Annotated in this window: 19 protein-coding genes and 2 pseudogenes; 16 read left to right on the forward strand and 5 right to left on the reverse strand. The window is 40.8% G+C overall.

Annotated features, from left to right (window positions below):
* Nucleotides 1-39: 39 nt before the first annotated feature.
* From AC1TO9_RS03750 to AC1TO9_RS03790, 9 genes are all read left to right on the forward strand, one after another.
* Nucleotides 40-1,059, forward strand: coding sequence for a galactose ABC transporter substrate-binding protein (locus AC1TO9_RS03750; protein ID WP_482055184.1), 1,020 nt, complete (start codon nucleotides 40-42; stop codon nucleotides 1,057-1,059).
* A gap of 257 nt (nucleotides 1,060-1,316) precedes the next feature.
* Complete coding sequence (locus AC1TO9_RS03755; protein WP_482055185.1) at nucleotides 1,317-2,144, forward strand: CAP domain-containing protein; 828 nt, start codon at nucleotides 1,317-1,319, stop codon at nucleotides 2,142-2,144.
* 738 nt (nucleotides 2,145-2,882) lie between these two features.
* Nucleotides 2,883-3,764 (forward strand): GDSL-type esterase/lipase family protein, encoded by an 882-nt coding sequence (locus AC1TO9_RS03760; protein ID WP_482055186.1) that lies wholly within the window; start codon nucleotides 2,883-2,885, stop codon nucleotides 3,762-3,764.
* A 27-nt stretch (nucleotides 3,765-3,791) separates the two neighbouring features.
* Nucleotides 3,792-4,751 (forward strand): ABC transporter ATP-binding protein, encoded by a 960-nt coding sequence (locus tag AC1TO9_RS03765; protein WP_482058357.1) that lies wholly within the window; start codon nucleotides 3,792-3,794, stop codon nucleotides 4,749-4,751.
* Nucleotides 4,744-5,733: an ABC transporter permease gene (locus tag AC1TO9_RS03770; RefSeq protein WP_482058358.1), complete on the forward strand. Its 990-nt coding sequence runs from the start codon at nucleotides 4,744-4,746 to the stop codon at nucleotides 5,731-5,733. The genes AC1TO9_RS03765 and AC1TO9_RS03770 overlap by 8 nt, the downstream gene beginning before the upstream one ends.
* Before the next feature lie 80 nt (nucleotides 5,734-5,813).
* On the forward strand, nucleotides 5,814-7,796 hold the full coding sequence (parE, locus tag AC1TO9_RS03775; RefSeq protein ID WP_482055189.1) for a DNA topoisomerase IV subunit B: 1,983 nt from the start codon (nucleotides 5,814-5,816) through the stop codon (nucleotides 7,794-7,796).
* 11 nt (nucleotides 7,797-7,807) lie between these two features.
* Nucleotides 7,808-10,240 carry a DNA gyrase subunit A gene (gene gyrA, locus AC1TO9_RS03780; protein WP_482058359.1) on the forward strand — a complete coding sequence of 811 codons (2,433 nt, stop codon included), beginning with the start codon at nucleotides 7,808-7,810 and terminating at the stop codon, nucleotides 10,238-10,240.
* Between the two features lie 178 nt (nucleotides 10,241-10,418).
* Complete coding sequence (locus tag AC1TO9_RS03785) at nucleotides 10,419-10,832, forward strand: MarR family winged helix-turn-helix transcriptional regulator (protein ID WP_482055191.1); 414 nt, start codon at nucleotides 10,419-10,421, stop codon at nucleotides 10,830-10,832.
* 42 nt (nucleotides 10,833-10,874) lie between these two features.
* Nucleotides 10,875-12,095, forward strand: coding sequence for an MFS transporter (locus tag AC1TO9_RS03790; RefSeq protein WP_482055192.1), 1,221 nt, complete (start codon nucleotides 10,875-10,877; stop codon nucleotides 12,093-12,095).
* A 119-nt stretch (nucleotides 12,096-12,214) separates the two neighbouring features.
* On the opposite strand, the gene AC1TO9_RS03795 is transcribed toward AC1TO9_RS03790, so the two are convergent.
* Nucleotides 12,215-12,415: a hypothetical protein gene (locus AC1TO9_RS03795; protein WP_482055193.1), complete on the reverse strand. Its 201-nt coding sequence runs from the start codon at nucleotides 12,413-12,415 to the stop codon at nucleotides 12,215-12,217.
* A gap of 243 nt (nucleotides 12,416-12,658) precedes the next feature.
* On the opposite strand from AC1TO9_RS03795, the gene AC1TO9_RS03800 reads away from it, so the two are divergent.
* The 5 genes from AC1TO9_RS03800 to AC1TO9_RS03820 all read left to right on the forward strand — a co-directional run bounded on the left by AC1TO9_RS03800 (nucleotide 12,659) and on the right by AC1TO9_RS03820 (nucleotide 16,957).
* Complete coding sequence (locus AC1TO9_RS03800; RefSeq protein ID WP_482055194.1) at nucleotides 12,659-13,216, forward strand: RNA polymerase sigma factor; 558 nt, start codon at nucleotides 12,659-12,661, stop codon at nucleotides 13,214-13,216.
* Nucleotides 13,173-14,837, forward strand: a complete 1,665-nt coding sequence (locus AC1TO9_RS03805; RefSeq protein ID WP_482058360.1) for a DUF4179 domain-containing protein — start codon at nucleotides 13,173-13,175, stop codon at nucleotides 14,835-14,837. The genes AC1TO9_RS03800 and AC1TO9_RS03805 overlap by 44 nt, the downstream gene beginning before the upstream one ends.
* 250 nt (nucleotides 14,838-15,087) lie before the next feature.
* A complete protein-coding gene (locus AC1TO9_RS03810; protein WP_482058361.1) occupies nucleotides 15,088-15,282 on the forward strand; it encodes a hypothetical protein in 195 nt (64 codons plus the stop codon).
* 106 nt (nucleotides 15,283-15,388) lie between these two features.
* Nucleotides 15,389-16,111 (forward strand): hypothetical protein, encoded by a 723-nt coding sequence (locus tag AC1TO9_RS03815; RefSeq protein WP_482058362.1) that lies wholly within the window; start codon nucleotides 15,389-15,391, stop codon nucleotides 16,109-16,111.
* 24 nt (nucleotides 16,112-16,135) lie between these two features.
* Nucleotides 16,136-16,957, forward strand: a complete 822-nt coding sequence (locus AC1TO9_RS03820; protein WP_482058363.1) for a class I SAM-dependent methyltransferase — start codon at nucleotides 16,136-16,138, stop codon at nucleotides 16,955-16,957.
* Between the two features lie 141 nt (nucleotides 16,958-17,098).
* On the opposite strand, the pseudogene AC1TO9_RS03825 reads toward AC1TO9_RS03820, so the two are convergent.
* The 3 genes and pseudogenes from AC1TO9_RS03825 to AC1TO9_RS03835 all read right to left on the reverse strand — a co-directional run.
* Nucleotides 17,099-17,527 (reverse strand): annotated as a pseudogene (locus AC1TO9_RS03825) (aldo/keto reductase); the annotation flags it as partial.
* A gap of 120 nt (nucleotides 17,528-17,647) precedes the next feature.
* Nucleotides 17,648-18,361 (reverse strand): RluA family pseudouridine synthase, encoded by a 714-nt coding sequence (locus tag AC1TO9_RS03830; RefSeq protein WP_482055199.1) that lies wholly within the window; start codon nucleotides 18,359-18,361, stop codon nucleotides 17,648-17,650.
* A 4-nt stretch (nucleotides 18,362-18,365) separates the two neighbouring features.
* On the reverse strand, nucleotides 18,366-19,229 hold the full coding sequence (locus AC1TO9_RS03835; RefSeq protein WP_482058414.1) for a class I SAM-dependent methyltransferase: 864 nt from the start codon (nucleotides 19,227-19,229) through the stop codon (nucleotides 18,366-18,368).
* Nucleotides 19,230-19,526: 297 nt separating this feature from the next.
* Here AC1TO9_RS03835 and AC1TO9_RS03840 point away from each other — a divergent pair.
* Nucleotides 19,527-19,988: pseudogene (locus AC1TO9_RS03840) on the forward strand (L-arabinose isomerase); the annotation flags it as partial.
* A gap of 79 nt (nucleotides 19,989-20,067) precedes the next feature.
* Complete coding sequence (locus tag AC1TO9_RS03845; RefSeq protein WP_482055200.1) at nucleotides 20,068-20,559, forward strand: hypothetical protein; 492 nt, start codon at nucleotides 20,068-20,070, stop codon at nucleotides 20,557-20,559.
* Here the strand turns inward: AC1TO9_RS03845 and AC1TO9_RS03850 are convergent.
* A complete protein-coding gene (locus AC1TO9_RS03850) occupies nucleotides 20,556-21,410 on the reverse strand; it encodes a GNAT family N-acetyltransferase (RefSeq protein ID WP_482058364.1) in 855 nt (284 codons plus the stop codon). The two genes, AC1TO9_RS03845 and AC1TO9_RS03850, sit on opposite strands and share 4 nt — an antisense overlap.
* Nucleotides 21,411-21,593 lie beyond the last annotated feature (183 nt).

Consider the following 21,593-nt stretch of genomic DNA (forward strand, 5'->3'; position numbering starts at 1 on the left):
TCGCATGTCTATGAAAAGTTATGGAGGAGGTCCATATCAATGATCAAAAGAATGACAGTCGCTTTACTCATAGGTGCGCTACTCGGATCAGTTATGGCAAGTTGCTCGAGCTCGGCAGACGGAGGTAAATTGCCTCATATTGGTGTAGCGATTTACAGATTCGGAGATACATACATGACGGGTGTTCGGAACTCCATTAAAAGTAGTGCCGAAGGAAAAGTAAAGGTCGAAATTGTAGATAGCCAAAATTCTCAATTGACTCAGAATGATAAAGTAGATGTGTTTATTACGAAAAAAACGAATGCGCTAATTATTAATCCAGTAGACCGGACAGGGGCTGGCATTATTATTGATAAAGCGAAGAGCGCTAACATTCCTGTCGTATTCCTCAATCGAGAACCACTTGCAGATGATATGAAGAAATGGGATAACGTTTATTATGTCGGCGCGAAGGCTGAAGAATCGGGCACGATGTCAGGCGAGATTATTGCTGATTACTGGAGATTACATCCTGAAGCAGATAAGAACAAAGATGGTGTACTCCAATATGCCATGTTAAAAGGTGAACCCGGTCACCAAGATGCTGAATTACGTACGAAGTATGCGATTGAAGCGATTGAAGCTGCTGGTATTAAAGTGGAAAAGGTTGCTGAAGAATCAGCGTATTGGGATCGGGTGAAAGGTCAAGAAAAAATGGATGCGTTCCTTAAATCGAAGGGAAATAGTATTGAGGCGGTTCTAGCGAATAATGATGATATGGCACTAGGTGCTATTGAAGCATTAAAAGATGCAGGTTATTTCAAAGGTGATAAATATATGCCTGTTGTAGGTGTAGATGCAATGGCACCAGCAATAAAAGCGTTACAAGAAGGAACGATGTTAGGAACTGTACTTAATGACTTCGATAACCAAGGTAAAGCTGCTCTAATTCTAGCTACACTGTTAGCGAATAGAGAAACACCTACCAAGGATAATGTTGGTTTTGAGATTACGGACAATCAATATGTGTGGATCCAATATAAGAAAATTACGAAGGACAATATTGACGAAGCAAAATAAGGGCATATGAATCGGCTAGATCTTCTTAAGATTAATAGTAGAGTAGTAGCTTACCTTATGTAAACACACAGTGAAAACGGTGGTTTATGTAAGGTTTTTTCCGTTGGTATCTATTGATTAGTAGGTACTTTCCAATAATTGTGGGTTTTAATTGAAAACTAGCATGTTACAATGAATTCATTGCTGGTGACAATATTGTAACTATTCTGTTGCATGTAGATGCAAGACACAAATCGATTCAAAGGAGAGATGGATAAATGAAAACAACATTTATAAAATCATTGATGGCGGGGACGATTGCTACTGTATTGGCTGTGGGAATAACACTACCAGGGTCAGCATCGGCTACTTCTGTTCAGAACAATAACAATAACTACGGTATCTATAATAGTTTGAAAACGTATATTCAAGAGTGGATTAAAAATAATGGTGGAGAATGGACAGTAGTCGTGGATAAAGAAGTGACAATTACTAAGCCTACAAAACCGGTAACAAAGCCAGAGACGAAACCAGTAACGAAACCAGAAACAAAGCCAGAAACGAAACCAGAGACGAAACCAGTAACGAAACCAGAAACAAAGCCAGAAACGAAACCAGAAACAAAGCCAGAGACGAAACCAGTAACGAAACCAGAAACAAAGCCAGAAACGAAACCAGAGACAAAACCAGTGACAAAACCAACAGACACTACGACGAATGATACAACTACAGATAAGTCTAGTGTTACTTCTCAGGTCGTGGATCTAGTGAATAAAGAACGAAGTAAAGCGGGATTGAAATCATTGGTAATAGATGCTAAATTAGCAAATATGGCTCTAGATAAAGCGAAAGATATGAATAATAATAATTACTTTGCTCATCAATCTCCAACGTTTGGATCTCCATTTGACATGATGAAACAATATGGCATCTCGTATAGTTATGCAGGCGAGAACATTGCGAAAGGTCAAAAGACTCCGGCAGATGTTATGCAAGCTTGGATGAATAGTGAGGGACATCGTGCTAATATTTTGAGTGCTAACTTCACAACTATCGGAGTAGGTTACTATAACGGTCACTGGGTGCAAGAGTTCATTAGTAAATAAAATAGACATACTAAATTATACGGCTATACTGTCCCTTGAAAAGGGCGGTATAGCCGTTTTTTTGAAACTATGAGATATCATTCTGAAGTGAAAGTTGATGAAGAACGGGAATAGGTTCTGTAATGAGCGGAGTGAGCGCATTTGTCTCACGACTCTATCATGGAGAACGTAGCTGAGATGGTGGAGTAGAAACCTGGTATGTATTCTAGTTTAACGGAAGCTACAGACCTTAATCTGCCCGAAACGCCTCTTTTAAAATTGTAACGGAAATGAGCGACCTTATTTGATACTTTTTTCTAATATTAGGCTGTTTATTTGAATATAGAGGCCTGTACTTCCGTTACAATTTCATATTGGTGTTTTGGGTTGGAATAGTGTCAGTGTGTTCCGTTAAAAATTGAAACTGTGATACGCTTAATGAGGCAATTGAAAAGTGGGGTTTCTCGAGTAAATAAGTGTTGTTTGAGCAACTAAAACGGGGTAAACAGAAATTGTGGCGGATTTAGAGGACTAATTTGGAACTAACGTTGAGTACCTGTAGCCCATAGCTGAAAGCGATACAAAGTATCGCTACCCTCGGAAGCATAATCTCCTTCCTGACGACGACAGTAACTGTTACATCAATGCAATCCTCATTTGCAAATTAATTATAGAAGTCTTAATGTAAATATAGTTAATCTATTTGTCGAGTGTTGCGGATGATGGAGTTATTCTACCGAGATTATGGAGGGATGATCATTGAATTCAAGTAATTGGATCTGGCGTAGTGTGAGCATTGTCTCGATTGTGTCAACAGTACTATTGTTAGTTGGGTTTATATATGCCATTAAAGATGTGAATGCGCCGCAGGCAGGGACGGAATTGCCTAGACCATCTCAGCAATTAGGAGAGGGAGTGTCCGATGCCATGGACAAGAAAAAGGAATATAAAATTTCTGCCATAGGTGATTCCTTGGCGAAAGGAACAGGCGACGATACGGGGATGGGCTATGTGAAAAGAAGTGTGGAACTTCTTTCAAAGAATAGTAGCAAAAAGACAACATTGCTCAACAATTTAGGGATCAATGGTCTGACTACTGAAGGTCTAGTGACGAAGCTAGATGAACCGGGTGTACAGTACGTACTAAAGCAGTCAGATATCATCATCCTTTCAATTGGTGGTAATGATCTATTCCAGGGAGCCGAGCTGTTATCTTCTGGAGAAGGGCAAAAGGATGGTTCAGCACAGTCAGATGAGTCAACAGATTCAGCACAGTCAGATGGATTAGCTAGTGATATAACTGCTGAGAAACTTCGGAGTGTACTACCTAAATCGTCAGAACAATTACAACTGGCATTGGAGAAATTAAGAGGGATTAATCCAGATGCGTACATTATTTACGTAGGGTTATATAATCCTTTTGGGGATATAGAACAACTATCAACGATCGGCAATGAGGTTGTTACCACATGGAATAACATAGCACAAACCACAATTAATCAAGATAAGTTCATGCTATTAGTGCCAACATATGATTTGTTTACACATCATCTAGGGCGGTATTTATCAACGGATCATTTTCATCCTAATGGTGATGGATATCAACAAATCGCTGATCGAATTGTTCAAGGAATACAGTAAATCAGACGCATAAAGGGGGATATACATATGGTAGATAATATTGTGCTTTCCGTCGATCATATTAGTAAACGAATTGGTAAAAAGATGATCATTAAGGACGTTACTTTTAATGTGCTAGAAGGTGAAATCTTTGGTTTCCTCGGTCCTAACGGAGCGGGAAAAACGACGACTATTCGGATGCTGGTCGATCTGATTAAGCCAAGCAGTGGCACGATCAAGGTATACGGTTATGATGTGAATCGTGACCAGGAAAATGCACTACAATATGTAGGTTCAATTGTTGAAAATCCGGAAGTGTATACGTATCTTACTGGGTGGGAGAATTTAGAACATTTTGCCCGTATGCAGTCTGGTATAGATGCTGTGAGAATTCAAGAGGTTGTAGACATTGTAAAGTTAGATCAAAGGATTCATGATAAGGTACGTACATATTCACTTGGCATGCGTCAGAGGCTGGGAATTGCTCAAGCGTTGTTAGGTCGTCCCAAATTACTTATTCTGGATGAGCCAACGAATGGTCTTGATCCTAAGGGAATCAAAGAGCTTCGTGTATTTATAAGGCAGTTGGCAAACGAAGGGATGGCGGTATTCGTATCAAGTCATCTTTTGAGTGAAATTCAATTGCTGTGCGATCGAGTGGCCATTATTAGTCAAGGTAGTGTGCTTGCTGTGGGTGGAGTGCATGAATTGGTGTCTGAGAATGCTGGTTATGTTATTTGGGATGTGGAGCCGATGTTGGAGGGACGGAAAATACTTTTAGCAAAAGAGGGCGTTCGAGTGGTCGAATCTGCTGAATCTTTACTTGATGATACGATCATAGCAGGAATGTCGGCTAATGCGATTGTTACTCAGAACGAGGAGGAATTGATTCCTGTGATTATTGCTCAATTAGTTAGTGCGGGTATCGCTGTGAAGAGCGTGAATAAGATTAATCCAACACTGGAACAATTATTTCTACAAATGACTGAGGGTGAGAACATTGAGTAATATCCTCCCATTAATCAAGAACGAGTGTATCAAACTTATTAAAAAGAAACGATTTCACATCATTCTACTCATCTTACTCATACTCGTCCCCATGTTCACCTATGCGCAGATGCGTTCGTCCGAGCAGACTCGGGACAAGTTCAACGGGGATTGGAGACTGGAAACTCAACAGCAGATTACAGACAATCAGAACTCTTTGGGAAGTAATCGAATTCCGGAAGAGTGGAAAAAGTATCGACTTATTTTCATACAACAGCTTCAGTATTATTTGGATCATGATGTGAATCCTAAAGAACCGAATGGCGTAACCTTTACGAGACAATTCATGGATAATTCGATCACTTTGTTCATTCCATTGCTTATTATGGCTATCGCATCGGACATTGTTTCTGGGGAGAGAACGACGGGTACGATAAAGATGCTATTGACAAGACCGGTAAAAAGGTGGAAAGTACTGCTGAGTAAGCTTATTGCGCTCATGATGTTTGTTTCGCTGATTGTTGTATCAACTTTTGCTATCAGTTATCTGATTTCAGGAGCCTTCTTCGGTTATGCTGGGTTTAATATGCCTGTGTTTACCGGATTCCAAATGTCAGGTGTTGATGTCGATATGTCCGCTGTACATGCGGTACCACAGTGGGAGTATTTGTTGATGCAATGTGGATTGATATGGTTCGTCGCCATAGTCGTTGCTTTGCTTGCATTCATGGTATCGGTGTTAGTGAAAAGTACGGCTGCCAGTATTGTAGTCATGATGGCTGCACTTATAGCAGGAAATATTCTGACAAATATGGCATCTGCATGGACAAGCGCTAAATATTTGTTTATGGTAAACTTACAGCTTACGAACTATTTATCAGGAACACCAGCTCCCATCGAAGGGATGAATCTTAATTTTTCATTGATGGTACTGGGGGTTTGGGCACTTGGTTCGGTTATTGTGTCATTTACTGTCTTTACGAAACGGGATATCTTGAACTAAAATAGACAAGGATACGAAAACATCTGTTTGCATGTGATGTTTTCGAATCCTACATAAAGATCTACAAAGGAGGAGCATGAATGGTCGAGAGTATCGATTTGTTTGCAGAGTCATCTAAGGGCGGTAGTATAGACCAAACTGGATACGATGTTGACGACATTCAAGTGCTCGAAGGTCTGGCTGCGGTTCGCAAAAGACCAGGAATGTATATTGGTAGTACGAGTACTTCGGGACTTCATCACCTGTTATGGGAAATCGTAGATAATGCGGTGGATGAACATCTTGCCAAATACTGCACAAGAATTGAAATTACATTACACAAAGACGGATCCGTGACAGTTATAGATAATGGACGCGGAATTCCAACAGGAATGCATAAAACGGGTATACCGACACCACAGGTTGTATTTACGATTCTGCATGCCGGAGGTAAATTTGGCGGTTCGGGATATAGGAAATCTGGCGGTCTACATGGTGTGGGCGCTTCAGTAACGAATGCTTTATCTGAATGGCTTGAGGTCGAGATCTATCGTGATGGTAAAATACATCGCCAGCGTTTCGAATATTGGGTTGATAAGCAAGGGAAAGAACATGTAGGCGAACCGTCTGCGGGATTAGAGCAGTTAGGTAACACCAATAAGACGGGTACGAAAGTGACATTCAAACCTGATGCTCGAGTCTTTACAGCAGGAATTCATCTCAATTATGATACATTGGCTGAACGTGTGATGGAGCTTGCATTTCTCAATTCGGGACTTCGTATTGTCCTTAAGGACAGTAGAGCTGATAAGGAAGATGAGTTCTACTATGAAGGTGGAGCAAGTCAGTTCGTTGAATATTTAAATGAAGGTAAGGATGTTCTTCATGATGTTATTCATTTCAATGCAGAGAAAGACGATGTTGAAGTTGAGGTAGCCCTTCAATATAATGCTGGGTATACGGAAACATTGGTCTCTTTCGTTAACTCCATTCCTACACGGGGTGGGGGGACTCATGAAACTGGTTTTAAGACAGCTTACACTCGTGTGTTGAACGATTATGCGAGAAAATCGAGCATACTCAAAGAAAAGGATAAGAATCTAGAAGGTTCAGATTTACGTGAAGGCATGATGGCTGTCATCAGTATCAAAATGTCGGATGTTGAATTTGTAGGGCAGACGAAAGATCAACTTGGAAGTGCCTCTGCAAGAAGTACGGTTGACGCCATCGTATCAGAGAAGATGCAGATCTTTCTAGAAGAGAACCCTCAGGTCGCTCAAACGTTGATCAAGAAATCAGTTCAGGCATCCAAAGCACGTGAAGCAGCTCGGAAAGCTCGAGACGATATCAGAACAGGTAAGAAGCGTAGTGAGAGTTCTAACCTGAATGGTAAGCTAACGCCAGCACAGTCCAAAGATGTTACGCGCACTGAACTATTCATTGTGGAAGGGGATTCCGCGGGTGGCTCGGCCAAACAGGGTCGGGATTCTAAACTTCAGGCTATTCTTCCTTTGAAAGGGAAGCCGTTGAACCCAGAGAAGGCTAAGCTTGCTGATGTCCTCAAGAACGAGGAGTATCGTGCTATTGTATCTGCCATTGGTGCGGGAATAGGAACAGAATTTGATGTACAAGATAGCAATTATTCTAAAGTTATTATTATGACCGATGCGGATACGGATGGAGCACATATCCAGGTATTGCTTCTAACGTTCTTTTACCGTTACATGAAACCCCTTATTGATGCTGGCCGTGTATATATCGCTCAACCGCCATTGTACAAGATCACCCGTAAATCGGGTAAGCTTGAGACGATGCGTTATGCATGGAGTGACGAAGAGCTTGCGAATTATTTGAAGGAATTCGGAGATAAGTATGAATTGCAGCGTTACAAAGGACTTGGTGAAATGAATCCTGAGCAATTATGGGAAACGACGATGGATCCAGAGTTGAGAACATTGCTTAAAGTAGAGATTGTAGATGCCGCCAAGGCGGAGCGACGAGTATCTACACTTATGGGTGATAAAGTGGAACCACGTAAACGCTGGATTGTAGATAATGTCGACTTTACAGATGTTGTAGAATAGAAGGTGAAAATGTGAGTTTATCAGAAGAATTTCTACCGGTATATTTAGAAGAGGTCGTAGGAGATCGTTTCGGTCGATACTCTAAATACATTATTCAAGATCGTGCCATTCCTGACGTACGGGATGGATTGAAACCAGTACAACGGCGTATCCTATATTCGATGTACGACTCTGGTAACATGCCTGATAAACCTTATCGCAAATCGGCCAAAGCTGTCGGTGATGTGATGGGGAATTACCATCCACATGGAGATTCATCGATTTATGATGGGATGGTACGTATGGCTCAGCCATGGAAGATGGGTCATACGCTTATAGATGGACACGGGAACTGGGGATCCATTGATGATGATCCAGCAGCAGCAATGCGTTATACAGAAGCAAGGTTATCTCCAATTGCCTTAGAATTGCTGCGTGATATCGAAAAAGGAACAGTCCTATTTAAAGATAATTTCGACAACACTACACAAGAACCAACCGTATTGCCTTCAAGGTATCCTAACTTACTCGTCAATGGTGCGAGTGGAATTTCGGCAGGATTTGCTACTGAGATTCCCCCGCATAATTTGCGCGAAGTGATTGATGCTTGTATTGCTGTGATGCAGAAACCTGAGATTGAGCTTGAAGAATTGATGACATTTATCAAGGGCCCAGACTTCCCACTTGGTGGAACAATCATGGGTGGAGAAGGCATCATGGATGCTTATCGTACCGGTAAAGGTCGTATATATTTAAGATCTAAGACGGAAATTGAATTTCTACGTGGTGGCAAGCAACAGATTGTCATTACGGAAATCCCATTTCAAGTCGTTAAATCACGCCTTGTTACAGCGATGGAGAATATTCGATTGGAGAAAAAAGTCGAGGGTATTGCTGAAGTTCGTGACGAGAGTGGTCGAGAAGGGCTACGAATCGTCGTCGAGCTTAAGAAGGAAGCGGATGGACAGGGTATTTTGTCATATTTGTTGAAGAAAACAGATCTGCAAATTACGTATAACTTCAATATGGTGGCGATTGTTAACAAAGCTCCACAACAATTAGGGCTTAAGCCTATTTTGAAAGCATATATTGATCATCAACGTGAAGTTGTTACGCGCAGAACTAAATATGATCTCAATAAAGCAGAAGATCGCCTACATGTGCTAGAAGGGCTAGTTAAGGCGCTGAACATTCTGGATGAAGTCATTGCAGCCATTAAGGCTTCTAAGAACCGTCAGGATGCACAGAACAACTTAGAGTGGATGTTTGGCTTTACTGAGCGCCAAGCGGATTCCATTCTGACGTTGCAACTTTATCGCATAACGAACTTAGAGATCACAACATTGACGAAAGAAATGGATGAGCTCAATAAGAAAGCAGCTAATTTACGTGCTATTTTAGAAAGTGATAAGAAGTTAGTCGCTTTGATCCGCAAAGAATTGATGGATATAAGAGATAGGTATGGAATTGATCGCAGATCTGTTATCCAAGGTGAAGTGGAAGAGATTAAGGTGAATCTCGAAGTGCTAGTCAGCTCTGAAGATGTGATCCTAACCTTATCCAAAGACGGTTATATTAAGCGAACGAATATGTTATCTTTTACTCGCTCAGGTGGGGAACGGGATGGTTCAGGCGTCAAAGAAGGCGATTATCTTAAGAAGGTAATGGAGCTCAATACACTCGATAACTTACTTGTCTTTACACAAAGAGGACAATATTTCATGTTGCCGGTTCATCTCATTCCTGAATTCAAATGGAAAGATGCCGGAACGGCCATCGTTAATCTTATAAACCTATCTAAAGAGGATGCCATCATTGGAGTGATACATGCGACAGCATTGGATGATCCTGGTAAGAGCCTTGTATTTGTTACGAAGAGAGGTCAGGTTAAAAGAACTGAGCTGAAAGAATATATGACTACTCGTTCTAATGCAGTTGCTGCATGTAAAGTAGGAGAAGAAGATGAGATTATCTCCGTTACGATGAGTGACAGTACCCAGGATATCCTCTTAGTAAGTAAAGATGGCATGTGTATTCGCTTCAATGAACAAGAAGTAAACGCCATGGGGCGAGTATCGGGCGGTGTTAAGGGAATACAGTTACGTGAGGGCGATGAGATTGTGTCTGCACTCTGGGTAGATGAAGATGAAGGTGAGATTCTGACGATTAGTGATATTGGTTATGCTAAACGTTCACTTTTGGCCGACTATTTACCGCAAAGCCGTGGTGGAAAAGGGTTACCAACATTTGAATTTAAGGAAGGTAAGCGTGTGAAGCGCAATGGTAGCTATTTAGCCGGAGCTTTTTACAGTAAGGAGCCTGTGGAGATCGTTGTGGTTAGCCAAGCGGGAATTTCGAATGTGATTACTTCCGCACAAGCTCCAATTGCTGAACGAAAATCGACAGGTAAGCAACTGATTCATCTAGAGAAGAATGACCAAATTATTGATTTGTTTGAGAAATAATGTGATATGTGAGAAGACATCCCGCTTAAGTTCTAGCGGGGCTGTTTTCTTTTTATTTAAGAAAACAAGATGATCTAGGAAGGAATTGGAACATTTATCACGAAAATGAATGAGTAGGAAGATGGATAAATCATTCATTAATTAAATAAAGTTCTATAATAGAAAGGCAGGTATACCATTGCAGACTTCCGAATTCGCGAAATTATGGTCCCAGCTCAGTAAAGATTATAAACTGCATATGGATAGCGAGCTTACGCCTATACTGACAGAACCTCAATTAATTGTTCTAGAAGTCATCCTGGAACGCGGCACGATGAAACCTTCTGATTTCATCCCCTATCTAGCCACGAGCCCTGCTGCGGTTACTATGCTTCTAGATCGAATGGAGAAGAACGGTCTGTTGGCAAGGGAACGAGATCACGACGATCGACGAATTGTCTGGGTATCCATATCCGAGAAGGGCAAGCAGGAAGCAGAACGAGGTATGCAAATTCGTGATGCTTTTCTATCCAATATGTTAAATCGTATTTCATCGCATAATCAACAGCTTCTTATTTATCTTTTGGGTAAGATTACATCCAAAGTGGTATGATCAGATGAATAATCGTAGAGACATCAAAAGGGAGTCATACATATGAACAAGATAGAAGTATTAAGAAATCCCAAACAACGTAAACTACTTTTCGGAGTGGGTCTTAGCTGGCTGTTCGATGCTATGGATGTTGGGATTATATCATTTATCGTCGCTGCCCTAAAAGAGGAATGGTCTCTCTCAGCGGGCCAGATTGGCTTTCTTACAAGTATAAGCTCTGTAGGGATGGTGCTCGGTGCTGCTTTAGCAGGGGTTATGGCAGATCGTTATGGACGTAAATCCATTTTGTTGTGGACATTATTAATATTTTCCATAGCGAGTGGCTTATCTGCGCTAGCTACTGGGTTTGGTGTACTGTGTTTATTACGTTTCATCTCTGGTATTGGGCTGGGAGGAGAACTTCCCGTTGCATCCACATTAGTATCTGAATCTGTGCCTGCCAAAGAGCGGGGTCGTGCAGTAGTGTTATTGGAAAGTTTTTGGGCAGTTGGTTGGATATGCGCTGCACTTATTGCGTACTTTATTATTCCGAAATATGGCTGGCAGGCAGCTTTCGTCATTGGAGCACTCCCAGCATTTTACGCAATTTACCTACGACGTGCGATAGAAGATCCTCCACGTTTCATCAAACAAAGTGGCCTACGCAAAGTTTCATTTCGTGAGAAAGTAGTACAAGTATGGTCGATGGAGTATCGTCGTTCTACCATTATGCTGTGGATCTTATGGTTCACCGTCGTATTCTCGTATTATGGCATGTTTCTATGGCTACCCACGGTGATGACACTTAAAGGGTTTAGTCTGGTTAAGAGTTTTGAGTATGTGTTAATTATGACTTTAGCTCAATTACCGGGTTATTTCACAGCGGCATATTTCATTGAGAAATTCGGACGTAAATTCGTCCTTGTGACTTATTTAGTGATGACGGCTGTGAGTGCAGTGTGGTTCGGATATTCAACATCTGTTGGCATGTTGATTACGTCCGGTATATTCTTATCCTTCTTTAACTTGGGAGCCTGGGGTGGACTGTACGCCTATAGCCCGGAACTATATCCTACAAAGGTTCGTACGACCGGAGTAGGACTTGCAACGGCTATGGGACGTGTTGGTGGTGTTATTGCTCCACTGTTAGTAGGGCTACTAGTTTCTCGAGACGTTGCGATTGATGTTATTTTTAGTATGTTCTTCGTAGTCATTCTAATTGGAGCTGCTGCTGTGCTCTTTCTAGGGAAAGAAACGAAAGGAATCGAGCTTGAGGACGAATAGTTGCTTGTACATCATTTAGCCGTTTTTCTTAAACAAAATGAAAACCTGTTCATAAATGAACAGGTTGGTTTTGTATCGTATGTTGTTCAAGGAGAAGGGAGTTCATAACCTCTTGACTTCTAGATGAGATCCTCGTCATCTTCGAAGGAATCCTCAGCATCGTCGTCTTCTACATCTTCAACTTCCTCAATTTCTTCGACTTCTTCCTCAGCAGAATCTTCACTAAGGATTTCTTCCGTCAAGTCTTCGGTAGGGTCGGATAATTCTGCTTCATCTACAATGATTTCTTCTGACACGATATCCATTTCTAAATCTCCCATATTGATCCCTCCATTTATACACTTAGTTCACTAAGTGTAGATCTAATATATCATTAAATCATAGAAAAGTTTGTCACTTCATGCAGGTAGAAACTATAAAATTTCCGCTATTTTCTGATAAATTATCGTTTATATCTATGGATTTCCATCTTGGGATAGTCAGTTTTTGCAGATTGATAGAATGAACCTTTTTGTGTTGGCATTTGTTTATGATGTATAGCTGATTTGAGAGGAGGGTGACGTTTGACAGAGCAGGATTTGTTCCAAAGGTACAACAAAGATGTATATAAGACCTGTTATTACATGTTAAACAATGTCTCTGATGCAGAAGATGTGTGCCAAGATGTATTTATCACCGTATTCAGACAAGATTGGCAACAAATCGAATTTATCAAAACGTGGATCATAAGAGTCGCAGTCAATCATTGTCTGAATCATTTGAAAAGAAATCGTAGCTTAAGAATGAAAGAGCAAAGAAATCAGCGGCTCTATCGAGTGACATTCGATAAGTCTGTTGACTCTGTCATTGAAGACCGAGAGACAGCCAAGGAATGGAGCGGCTTTCTGAGCCAATTACCACATAAGATTCGGGCAGTGGTATCACTAAGATATGTGCATGATTTAAGCCTATCTGAAACATCGGATATATTACAAATACCTATAGGCACAGTCAAATCAAGGCTTCATAAAGGTATGAAGTTAATGAGAAAGATATTGGATGAGCACGGTTATCAAGAAGCTTGGGAGGGGAATGTGGATGAGGGACATAGAGGAAACGCTATCGCAGCATTTAAAAGATGATAAAGAACTAACCTATCCTGATTTTGATGTGATGTGGGGTAACATACAGAAGGCTAGAGATCGATCAGAAGGTAATGTAATAACTGTGACTGAACGGCAGCCAAGATTTCATTTGCGTAAAAGCATCATTGCTACATCCGCAGCTGTTCTGATTCTTGCAACACCGGTTTATGCTGCGTTTCATGTAGAGTGGAGTGATGTTCTATCAGGGAGAAGTGGGATTCAGTCAGCACTGACGCAGGGATTAGGTCAGGTTGTTGAGAAATCGGTGAGGAATGATGGTGTTGTATTGACGCTTCATACGGCGATTGTGGATGATAACCGCACCGTTATTTTGTATAGCTTAGATTTAGGAGATCATCCGAATAAGTTATGGAACTTCTCTAATATGACTTTAGAAGATGAACAAGGAGTAGTCATTGAAGGGAACTATAGTAGTCAACGATGGGATGAACAGAATAAACGATTTACAGGCTACTTTGAAACGGAATGGACACCGGATCAAGAAGAAGCTAGAGTACAATTTACAGCGAGCGGTTTACAGTTTCTATCAAATATACAGAAGGATATTTCATTTAATCCATTAGAGGATGGCATCCAATCTTTTGATATCAAGCAGGATGGAATAGATAAAGTTAACGTTCAATCGTTCATCCAAGATAAAGACACGGCCATGATTTCTTCATCCGTCATATTCAGTCAATCGGAAGCGAAGGCTTGGGCATATCCAAGAATTAATGCTAAAGAAGGACAGACAGCATTGTATGACCTAGGGGGTGGGGTATTCGGTACACCTGGAGATCAGGGTGAGTATGTAAGTCAGCAGTATTTCCGTCTGAGTGATTTGGAGAAGGAATCTACAACATACGAATTAGAATATACTAGAGAAGAAGAGAGACTAAATCAATCATGGAATTTCGATCTTGTGCTTCATAAATCTCAGATGATAACAGGTACTTTTAAACGAGATATGAATATACCATTAAATGATGGCTCCAATGATGTGATGCTTAAGGAAATGGTAGTCACTCCGACACAAATCAAAATCAAAGTAACCCACAACGATAAATACTTAAAGCTTCCATATGCTCAATATTCACTAGATGTTAATGGGACGGTATTAGATGGAGGTATGTGGTCCGATAGTGATGGTGGAAACACGCCTTATGAAACGACATTCCGATTTGAACTCCCTACTCAGGTGCGAATCACGGAGGATTCCCTTGTGACATGGGTGCAGAAGCATGAAATTATTAGATATGATGGTGGCGCTGAACCAATTCTTCTCAAGGATATTGGAGATGACAAGAAAATAACATTAACTGAATTGAATGGATACGCTGTGAAATGGACGTATTACACAAAGGACGATAATCTTTATGTGGAGAGCGAAAGCTCAGATTTGAATTTTGGCGGAATCAATCAGACCTATAGATTGGTAGATGGGAAGAGGAATTATGGTAGACCGCTAACTGCAAACTTCTCTGGAGACGGTAAGAACAAATCAATTGATATTTATAAGGATTTCAAGGGAAGCGATGCTGAGGTGTATATTTGGATGTATAATATTGAAGATCCGAATAAGGTTGAGCGAGTAGAAATAATGCCTGGATTGAAATAAGTTGTAAATATCGTTCGTATAAGTTGGACATTCTTTCTTTTCTTGATGAGTCAGCGGGGGCTTAACAAGAGATAGAAGGAATGTCCATATTTTTGCGTGGTTAAGGGATATGCTGAAATAGTGATTGGGATAAGGACGGGGACGCCCAAACTAGCGAAGGTTATGATAGTATTATAATTACAGATAAGCAGGATGAGCGGGAAGTAGGACGACTCAGGGCTTAATACATAATGTACAGAAGGGTGATATCATGCAAACTTTAAATGACGTTATTTTTGATATGGATGTATATGATGAATTTGGTTGGGAGTTAGAGAATATTAAGACGATGAAGCTTAATGGAACAGAGATCTCAAGTAAATTTCTAAACTTTGTTCTGCAAAAAGGAGATACGGTCGAGATCGAAACTTTGGTGGGGAAAGTGTATACAGAGAAGATAGGGTGATAAATCACTAGGCTAAGTTCCTCCTTTGATGTAAATAGTTGTAACTTCTTGAGTCAGTTGACGTTATATACTATATCGATCAAGCGAGGTGAGGTTACTTATGTTCATGAGAAAGAATAAAGTAAATCGTTTATACGACCGCAGGGAGGAAGAAAGTCTTCCATTCATCCGTGATCGGCGTTCTCTGCTGATCTCCATAATATTATTATCATTGGTCATCATACTGGGTATCCGCTATCCGGGACCGCTAATGACAGTCGAATGGCTTCTTCAATTAGTGGGCCTGCCTATAAGTTCTGGTGACAATGGAATGGGATTGCAGTTTGCGAGCTTATTTTTTTTGGCTCTATTGGTGGTTGGTTTAATCTTCATGGACAGAGCCCTTAATCACAACAAGTTTGTAGCTTTCATCGTTATTTTGATGTTAGTGAATAATGCACCAGGTTGGTTAACGACGAACTATCAACGTTTATTCGCCTCAGGAGTGTATGCAGTGGAAGTGGATCCTTCACAAGTTAGATGTAACTATGTTCTTAAGGAGCATCAATTTACGGGTACATGCCAATTGAAACTTAAGAACAATAGTAGAGAACTCGTTGAAGTTGTACCTGTGATAAACTTTTCTAAGTTTTGGAGTGTATCAGATTCGAATAGGCCTGTTTTGCCTGTGATCACTTTGTCTGCTGTTAGAATTCCACCACGTTCTGAAGGGGTTCATAAAACTGAATTTAACATGAAAGTGGATAGTGATGTGGATACTTCAGGAAGTACGGGTGGTGATATGAGCATTACTTTGAACGATGGGGTTCATGAGCGAAGTTGGGAATAGAGATCATAAGAGGGGGCGTTGTTTATGACAGATTCAATTATTGATTATTACAATAGCTTTGGGGAGAGAGAGTGGAGCCGGTTAGATCGAGAGCCACTCGAATTTACGGTGAACTGGCATTACATCCAACAGTATCTTCCGGCAAAGGGCCATATATTGGATAATGGAGCGGGTCCGGGTAAGTATGCCATTGCCCTTGCGCAACAAGGGTATCAGATGACGTTAACAGATCTTACCCCCAAACTTGTTGAAATAGCAAAAGAGAAGGCGTATCAGTATGGTGTGGAATCATTGTTTGATGGGTTTCATGTAGCGGATGCTCGGGATTTATCGCAGTTCGTTGATGAATCATTTGATGCATCGTTGATGCTAGGACCCATGTATCATCTACAGGATGAAATGGATCGTCGTACTGCTGTTAAAGAACTTCATCGAGTGACGAAGAGTGGTAATTATGTATTTGTTGCTTTTCGGTCTCGCACGAATCATGCACTTGCGTCATTGTTATCTCCGAATCATTGGAAGCCGAATGATAATATGAATGCTATTCAAGAGTTTATGAACAATGGTATCTTTAATCATAGTGATGAAGGAAGATATACAGGCGCCTATTTTTACAACGTAGAAGATATTAATCCTTTCATGGAGAGTAACGGGTTTCAATCCATTCATCTCATTGGTTCAACCAATATCGGTGCATTATTAAATGAAGAGCAGCTATCTTATTGGAAACAGAAGGGTACTGAGGAATATGCGCAACTGGTAGATCTTCTTATACAGACAGCTCAAGATCCAGCTCTATTAGGCATTTCCTCACATCTTCTATATATTGGCCGAAAGAAATAAGGATCACGAAAAATATCCCCCCTCCAAGTTGACTCGATTCCCATGATAACATGAGTTTCGCGAGTGCTTACTTAAAGGGGGGACTTTGTTATTTCCTATAGTATTTAAGGAAGTTTGTTTCCGGCTGCTCTGTAAATCTCGTACCATTCCTGTCTTGGCAATGCTTAACTGCAATTGATTAATAATCAACTTATGATCTATGTACTTGCTAAGTAATTCAATCTGCATAGGGTTTTGATTACTTACTCCAAAATGTCTGACCTTACCACTGTCGCGCAATATGGTGAAAGCTTCGTTAACTTCTTCAGGTTCTACTAGAGTATCTGGACGATGCAATAGTAGAACGTCTAGATACTCCGTTTGTAAACGTTGTAGAATGCCATCGACTGAATTTAAAATATGTTCCTTAGAAAAGTCGAAGTAACCATCCCGAATTCCGCATTTGCTCTGGATAATCATGTTGTCTCGAATGCTAGAATTCATGTCAATAGCTTGTGCGAAACACTCCTCAGATTTACCCCCACCATAAATATCAGCATGATTAAAAAAGTTTATGCCTTCATCCATCATTATAACTCTTAATTGCGTTTGATTGTATAAAAATACACCTCTCAGATTGTTAATAGGTTAACCTAGAAGGTTCCCCTATAACTATTCTAAGAAGTGCTGCAAATATTGAACATTTGAAGACTACAGTTCAGTGAGTGCCTGCGGCCACAAATCCCAAGGATATTGCGAAGGAGGAGAGGATACTAAAGTAACCTCTTCCTTCGTTACCGGATGGGGGAAGCCGACAAATACTGACCAAAGGGCGATTTGTTGTCCGACTTTATTCAGTTGACTTCCATACTTTTGATCACCATAGAGTGGATGACCTGCATGGCTGAATTGCACACGTATCTGATGTGATCTACCCGTCAGAAGTTCGACTTGTACTAGACTTAACTTGTCAGAAGTTCCGATAACCTTATAGTCGAGGATGGCTTCTTTAGCGCCGTCCGTTCCCCGCGGAACAACGGTTACCGTATTGGTCTTCGCATCTTTTAATAGCATATCTGTTAATCTTCCATGAGAAGAAGGAAGAGTGCCATGGATGACAGCCAAATACACTTTACGGAAATTTCGACTGCGAACGCACTCGGATAAACGAGAAGCGGCTTTCGAAGTTTTAGCGAAGATCATCGCCCCTCCAACCGGTCGATCCAGTCGATGGACAAGACCAACATAGACGTTACCGGGTTTATTATAACGATCCTTTATATCCTGCTTGAGAATATTAACTAGGTCAGGATCCCCTGATGCGTCTTCTTGAGTAGGTACATTCACAGGCTTGACGATTCCAAGAAGATGGTTATCTTCATAAAGAATCGGTATATTTGAGCCCGATGTGTCTACATCATTCATAAACTTAAGCCTCCCAGCGACCTAGTATTCCACAAGGCAGTGTCAGCCTAGAAGATGTGATAGGTAAACCAATTTCACCGGAAGATATATTCCCACTATATTTACGTGCCATCGTCATAGTCAGCATATTGGTTAGAACTGTTGGCGAAATGCCAGTCGTATAGGAGTTAATCAGCATAAAGAGAGGCTTGTCCGACATAATTTCCATACAGCTCTCTAGAAACGGATACAAGCTTGACTCCAGCTTCCACATCTCGCCACCTGGTCCACGTCCATAGGAAGGAGGGTCCATAATAATGGCATCGTACTTATTCCCACGACGTTGTTCGCGTTGTACAAATTTAAATACGTCATCTGTGATATAGCGTACTGGACGGTTAGCAAGACCAGAAAGTTGAAGATTCTCTTTAGCCCACTGAACCATACCCTTTGCCGCATCGACATGTACAACTTCTGCTCCGGCATAAGCTGCAGCAACGGTAGCACCGCCAGTGTAAGCGAATAGATTCAATACTTTAATGGGACGACCAGCATCAGCAATTTTATCCATCATCCAGCGCCAGTTCACAGCTTGCTCAGGAAATAGACCAGTATGTTTGAAACTTGTAGGTTTAATATGGAATTTCAATTTATCATATGAAATACTCCAGCGCTCAGGGATCGGTTTCTTCATATCCCATTGACCACCACCTGCAGAACTACGCGTGTAGTGACCATGAACTTTACGCCATGTGTCTGTTTCGTTTTCTAATGGCCAAATAATTTGTGGGTCCGGTCTGCGTAAGATGACATCGCCCCATCTTTCCAGCTTATCACCATTACCTGTGTCTAATAATTCGTAATCTTTCCAATCGTGTGCTACATACATCATTAATCCATCCTTCATTTCAGTCTAAAATTCTTATAGAACTTATAAATTATATTGTACATCATTTATCCTCATGAATGCATCCTAATCATAGGGAGATCTGTAATCTCTACTTGAAATCCAACTATTTTACGAGTAGAAAGAGAATAACGAGTGTTGTACGTACAATATATTGTTAATAATATGTAGGAGAACATTCCCGTAAAATCGTAGAGGGACTTAATCGTAATGATCATATGACATTTGAAATTGTGAATAAACCTGTTCTTACGAAACCCGACTCAATTCGCAGACTGTGTATTGATGCTAATTTATACATACCACTTCGAACCTGGCAACGAATTGATTCTTGGTTCTCATATGTTGGAAGTATGTCCAACGATCGCGGCGGATAAGCCACGTATTGAGGTTCATCCATTATCTATTGGGGATCGCTAAGATCCAGCTCGTATGATCTTTGATGGTCGTAGTGGTCCAGCCTTAGTAGCATCCCTTGTAGATATGGGCAACCGTTTCCGTCTTATCATCAACGTAGTCGATGCAGTTAAAGCGCAACATGAGATGCCAAAACAACCTGTTGCACGCGTCATGTGGAAGCCTGAACCTTCGCTTTCAGTATCTGCTGAATCATGGATCCTTGCAGGAGGAGCACATCATACCGTATTCTCTTACAAAGTAACGACAGAACAGCTAGTTGACTGGGCTGAGATGGTTGGAATCGAGTGTGTCATTTTTTCATTCTATACAGGGATTGTGTGAATCAACATATGAACTAAGGAGAGACATATTGTAACTTATAGACAAAGACCGCCGTCTTAAGTGAGAGGGGTGATTTTAAATGATTAAGAGGTTGTTGATCTCAATGTTAATAATAGCTTCACTTGCTTGTGTTTTCTATGTTGGATATACAATGGGCGATAGAAACAATAACTCGAAAACCGAAGAACTTGCTAAACAAAGCATAAATTCAAAATGGGTAAAGTCAGCGGAACCACCCTTACCAGAGATTGTAATTGATGGCATTAAAATAAATGTTGTTCGTAGCAGTTACACCTGGTGTGCTCCTTCTTTTCTCAATGAAGGTAGTTGTGTAAGCGTGGATGGATCTATACCTGAATTGACGCCAACCATTGTTACTAAAGGATCAAAGGTAGAGGCAAAGGCTCCCAAAGGAATCAAGGAATTTACAATTTCAATTACAAACATTGATTCCAATGGTGATCCTTACTTCGTTCCGAATGATAAAGGGATATATTTATATAAAATTTACTGTGATTGGTTCTTAGATCAAGGGCAATCTGACTATTACTTCTCCGTCGAAGTTATCTAACCCGTATATTGATAATAATCTTGCTTCTCTTGTGTAACGAACCCACAGGATTCATACAATTTCAAGGCTTGTGGGTTATGTACAGCTACCTCCAACCATAATTCATTATCGTTAGGTTGTTCCTGCTCGATTATAAGTTGGAGCGTTCTCCGTCCAATTCCTTGGCCACGAACTGCCCGATCCACAGTGAAGGCGTAGATCCAAGTCTCTGCTTCCGATGGTAATACATTAATTTTACCTGCCATTACGCCATCGGATTCTATCATGTACATATGATGAAGACCATCGCTAGCTAATATCTGAGCCATATCCAGTACATCCTCATCGCTCATCTCAAAGCCATCTTTATCAAGACGAATTAAATCATTGATATCATCATGTACAGCCTTCCGGATGGTGACTTTCCGCTGTGAAATGAGTTGTTCATTGGACAATGATGGATCCTTTGTGTGTGTGTAATCCCATCGCATTTGATACTCTGAGCACTCATATTGGCAAGGGGTTACATTAAGAAACTCTTGCCCAGCAATCGAATTAGCAGGTGCATTTAACAATAGTGAAGAATAGCCTGCAATTGCTGAATCTTGTAGAGCTTCTTTTAACAATGAAGTGAAAATTCCTCTACGACGATAATCAGGATGCACCATGCCACAGATCTCTAACTTACTGCCGAACTTATAAACACCCAGGAAACCAGTTAGTGTATCTCCCACATAACGGAAATAATCATGCTTTTGCTCTGTCTTTCGGTTACGTAACATCTCCCAGTTAAGCTTGAGGGCTAGCTGGTCGGCATTCTCGCAAAGTTGTTGTAGATCTTGAATATCTTGAAGTTGTTGATTGTTAAGCATGTACATACTCCTCCTAGTTTTCCTCTCCCAAGTAAAGGTTACTTCAATTCATTATTGAAATTGTACACCTGAGGGTTTATGAAAGCTATAGATTTGAAAAGTGTTTGGAGAATAATAGGCGCATGCCTGTTTCTCACCGAAGGGAAAAAGAATATGCTGTAGTTATACAAAGCCTAGAAGGTG

This window comes from Paenibacillus sp. Y916 (assembly GCF_056786435.1).

What these genes read in the sequence shown, in the direction of transcription:
- AC1TO9_RS03835 (WP_482058414.1), bottom strand. Translation starts at nt 19,229, where the DNA reads ATGTATGTAGCACACGATTGGAAAGATTACGAATTATTAGACACAGGT.
- AC1TO9_RS03850 (WP_482058364.1), bottom strand. Translation starts at nt 21,410, where the DNA reads ATGCTTAACAATCAACAACTTCAAGATATTCAAGATCTACAACAACTT.
- AC1TO9_RS03830 (WP_482055199.1), bottom strand. Translation starts at nt 18,361, where the DNA reads ATGAATGATGTAGACACATCGGGCTCAAATATACCGATTCTTTATGAA.
- AC1TO9_RS03815 (WP_482058362.1), top strand. Translation starts at nt 15,389, where the DNA reads ATGAGAAAGAATAAAGTAAATCGTTTATACGACCGCAGGGAGGAAGAA.
- AC1TO9_RS03810 (WP_482058361.1), top strand. Translation starts at nt 15,088, where the DNA reads ATGCAAACTTTAAATGACGTTATTTTTGATATGGATGTATATGATGAA.
- AC1TO9_RS03750 (WP_482055184.1), top strand. Translation starts at nt 40, where the DNA reads ATGATCAAAAGAATGACAGTCGCTTTACTCATAGGTGCGCTACTCGGA.
- AC1TO9_RS03805 (WP_482058360.1), top strand. Translation starts at nt 13,173, where the DNA reads ATGAGGGACATAGAGGAAACGCTATCGCAGCATTTAAAAGATGATAAA.
- AC1TO9_RS03845 (WP_482055200.1), top strand. Translation starts at nt 20,068, where the DNA reads ATGATTAAGAGGTTGTTGATCTCAATGTTAATAATAGCTTCACTTGCT.
- parE (WP_482055189.1), top strand. Translation starts at nt 5,814, where the DNA reads ATGGTCGAGAGTATCGATTTGTTTGCAGAGTCATCTAAGGGCGGTAGT.
- AC1TO9_RS03795 (WP_482055193.1), bottom strand. Translation starts at nt 12,415, where the DNA reads ATGGGAGATTTAGAAATGGATATCGTGTCAGAAGAAATCATTGTAGAT.
- AC1TO9_RS03820 (WP_482058363.1), top strand. Translation starts at nt 16,136, where the DNA reads ATGACAGATTCAATTATTGATTATTACAATAGCTTTGGGGAGAGAGAG.
- AC1TO9_RS03755 (WP_482055185.1), top strand. Translation starts at nt 1,317, where the DNA reads ATGAAAACAACATTTATAAAATCATTGATGGCGGGGACGATTGCTACT.
- AC1TO9_RS03790 (WP_482055192.1), top strand. Translation starts at nt 10,875, where the DNA reads ATGAACAAGATAGAAGTATTAAGAAATCCCAAACAACGTAAACTACTT.
- AC1TO9_RS03765 (WP_482058357.1), top strand. Translation starts at nt 3,792, where the DNA reads ATGGTAGATAATATTGTGCTTTCCGTCGATCATATTAGTAAACGAATT.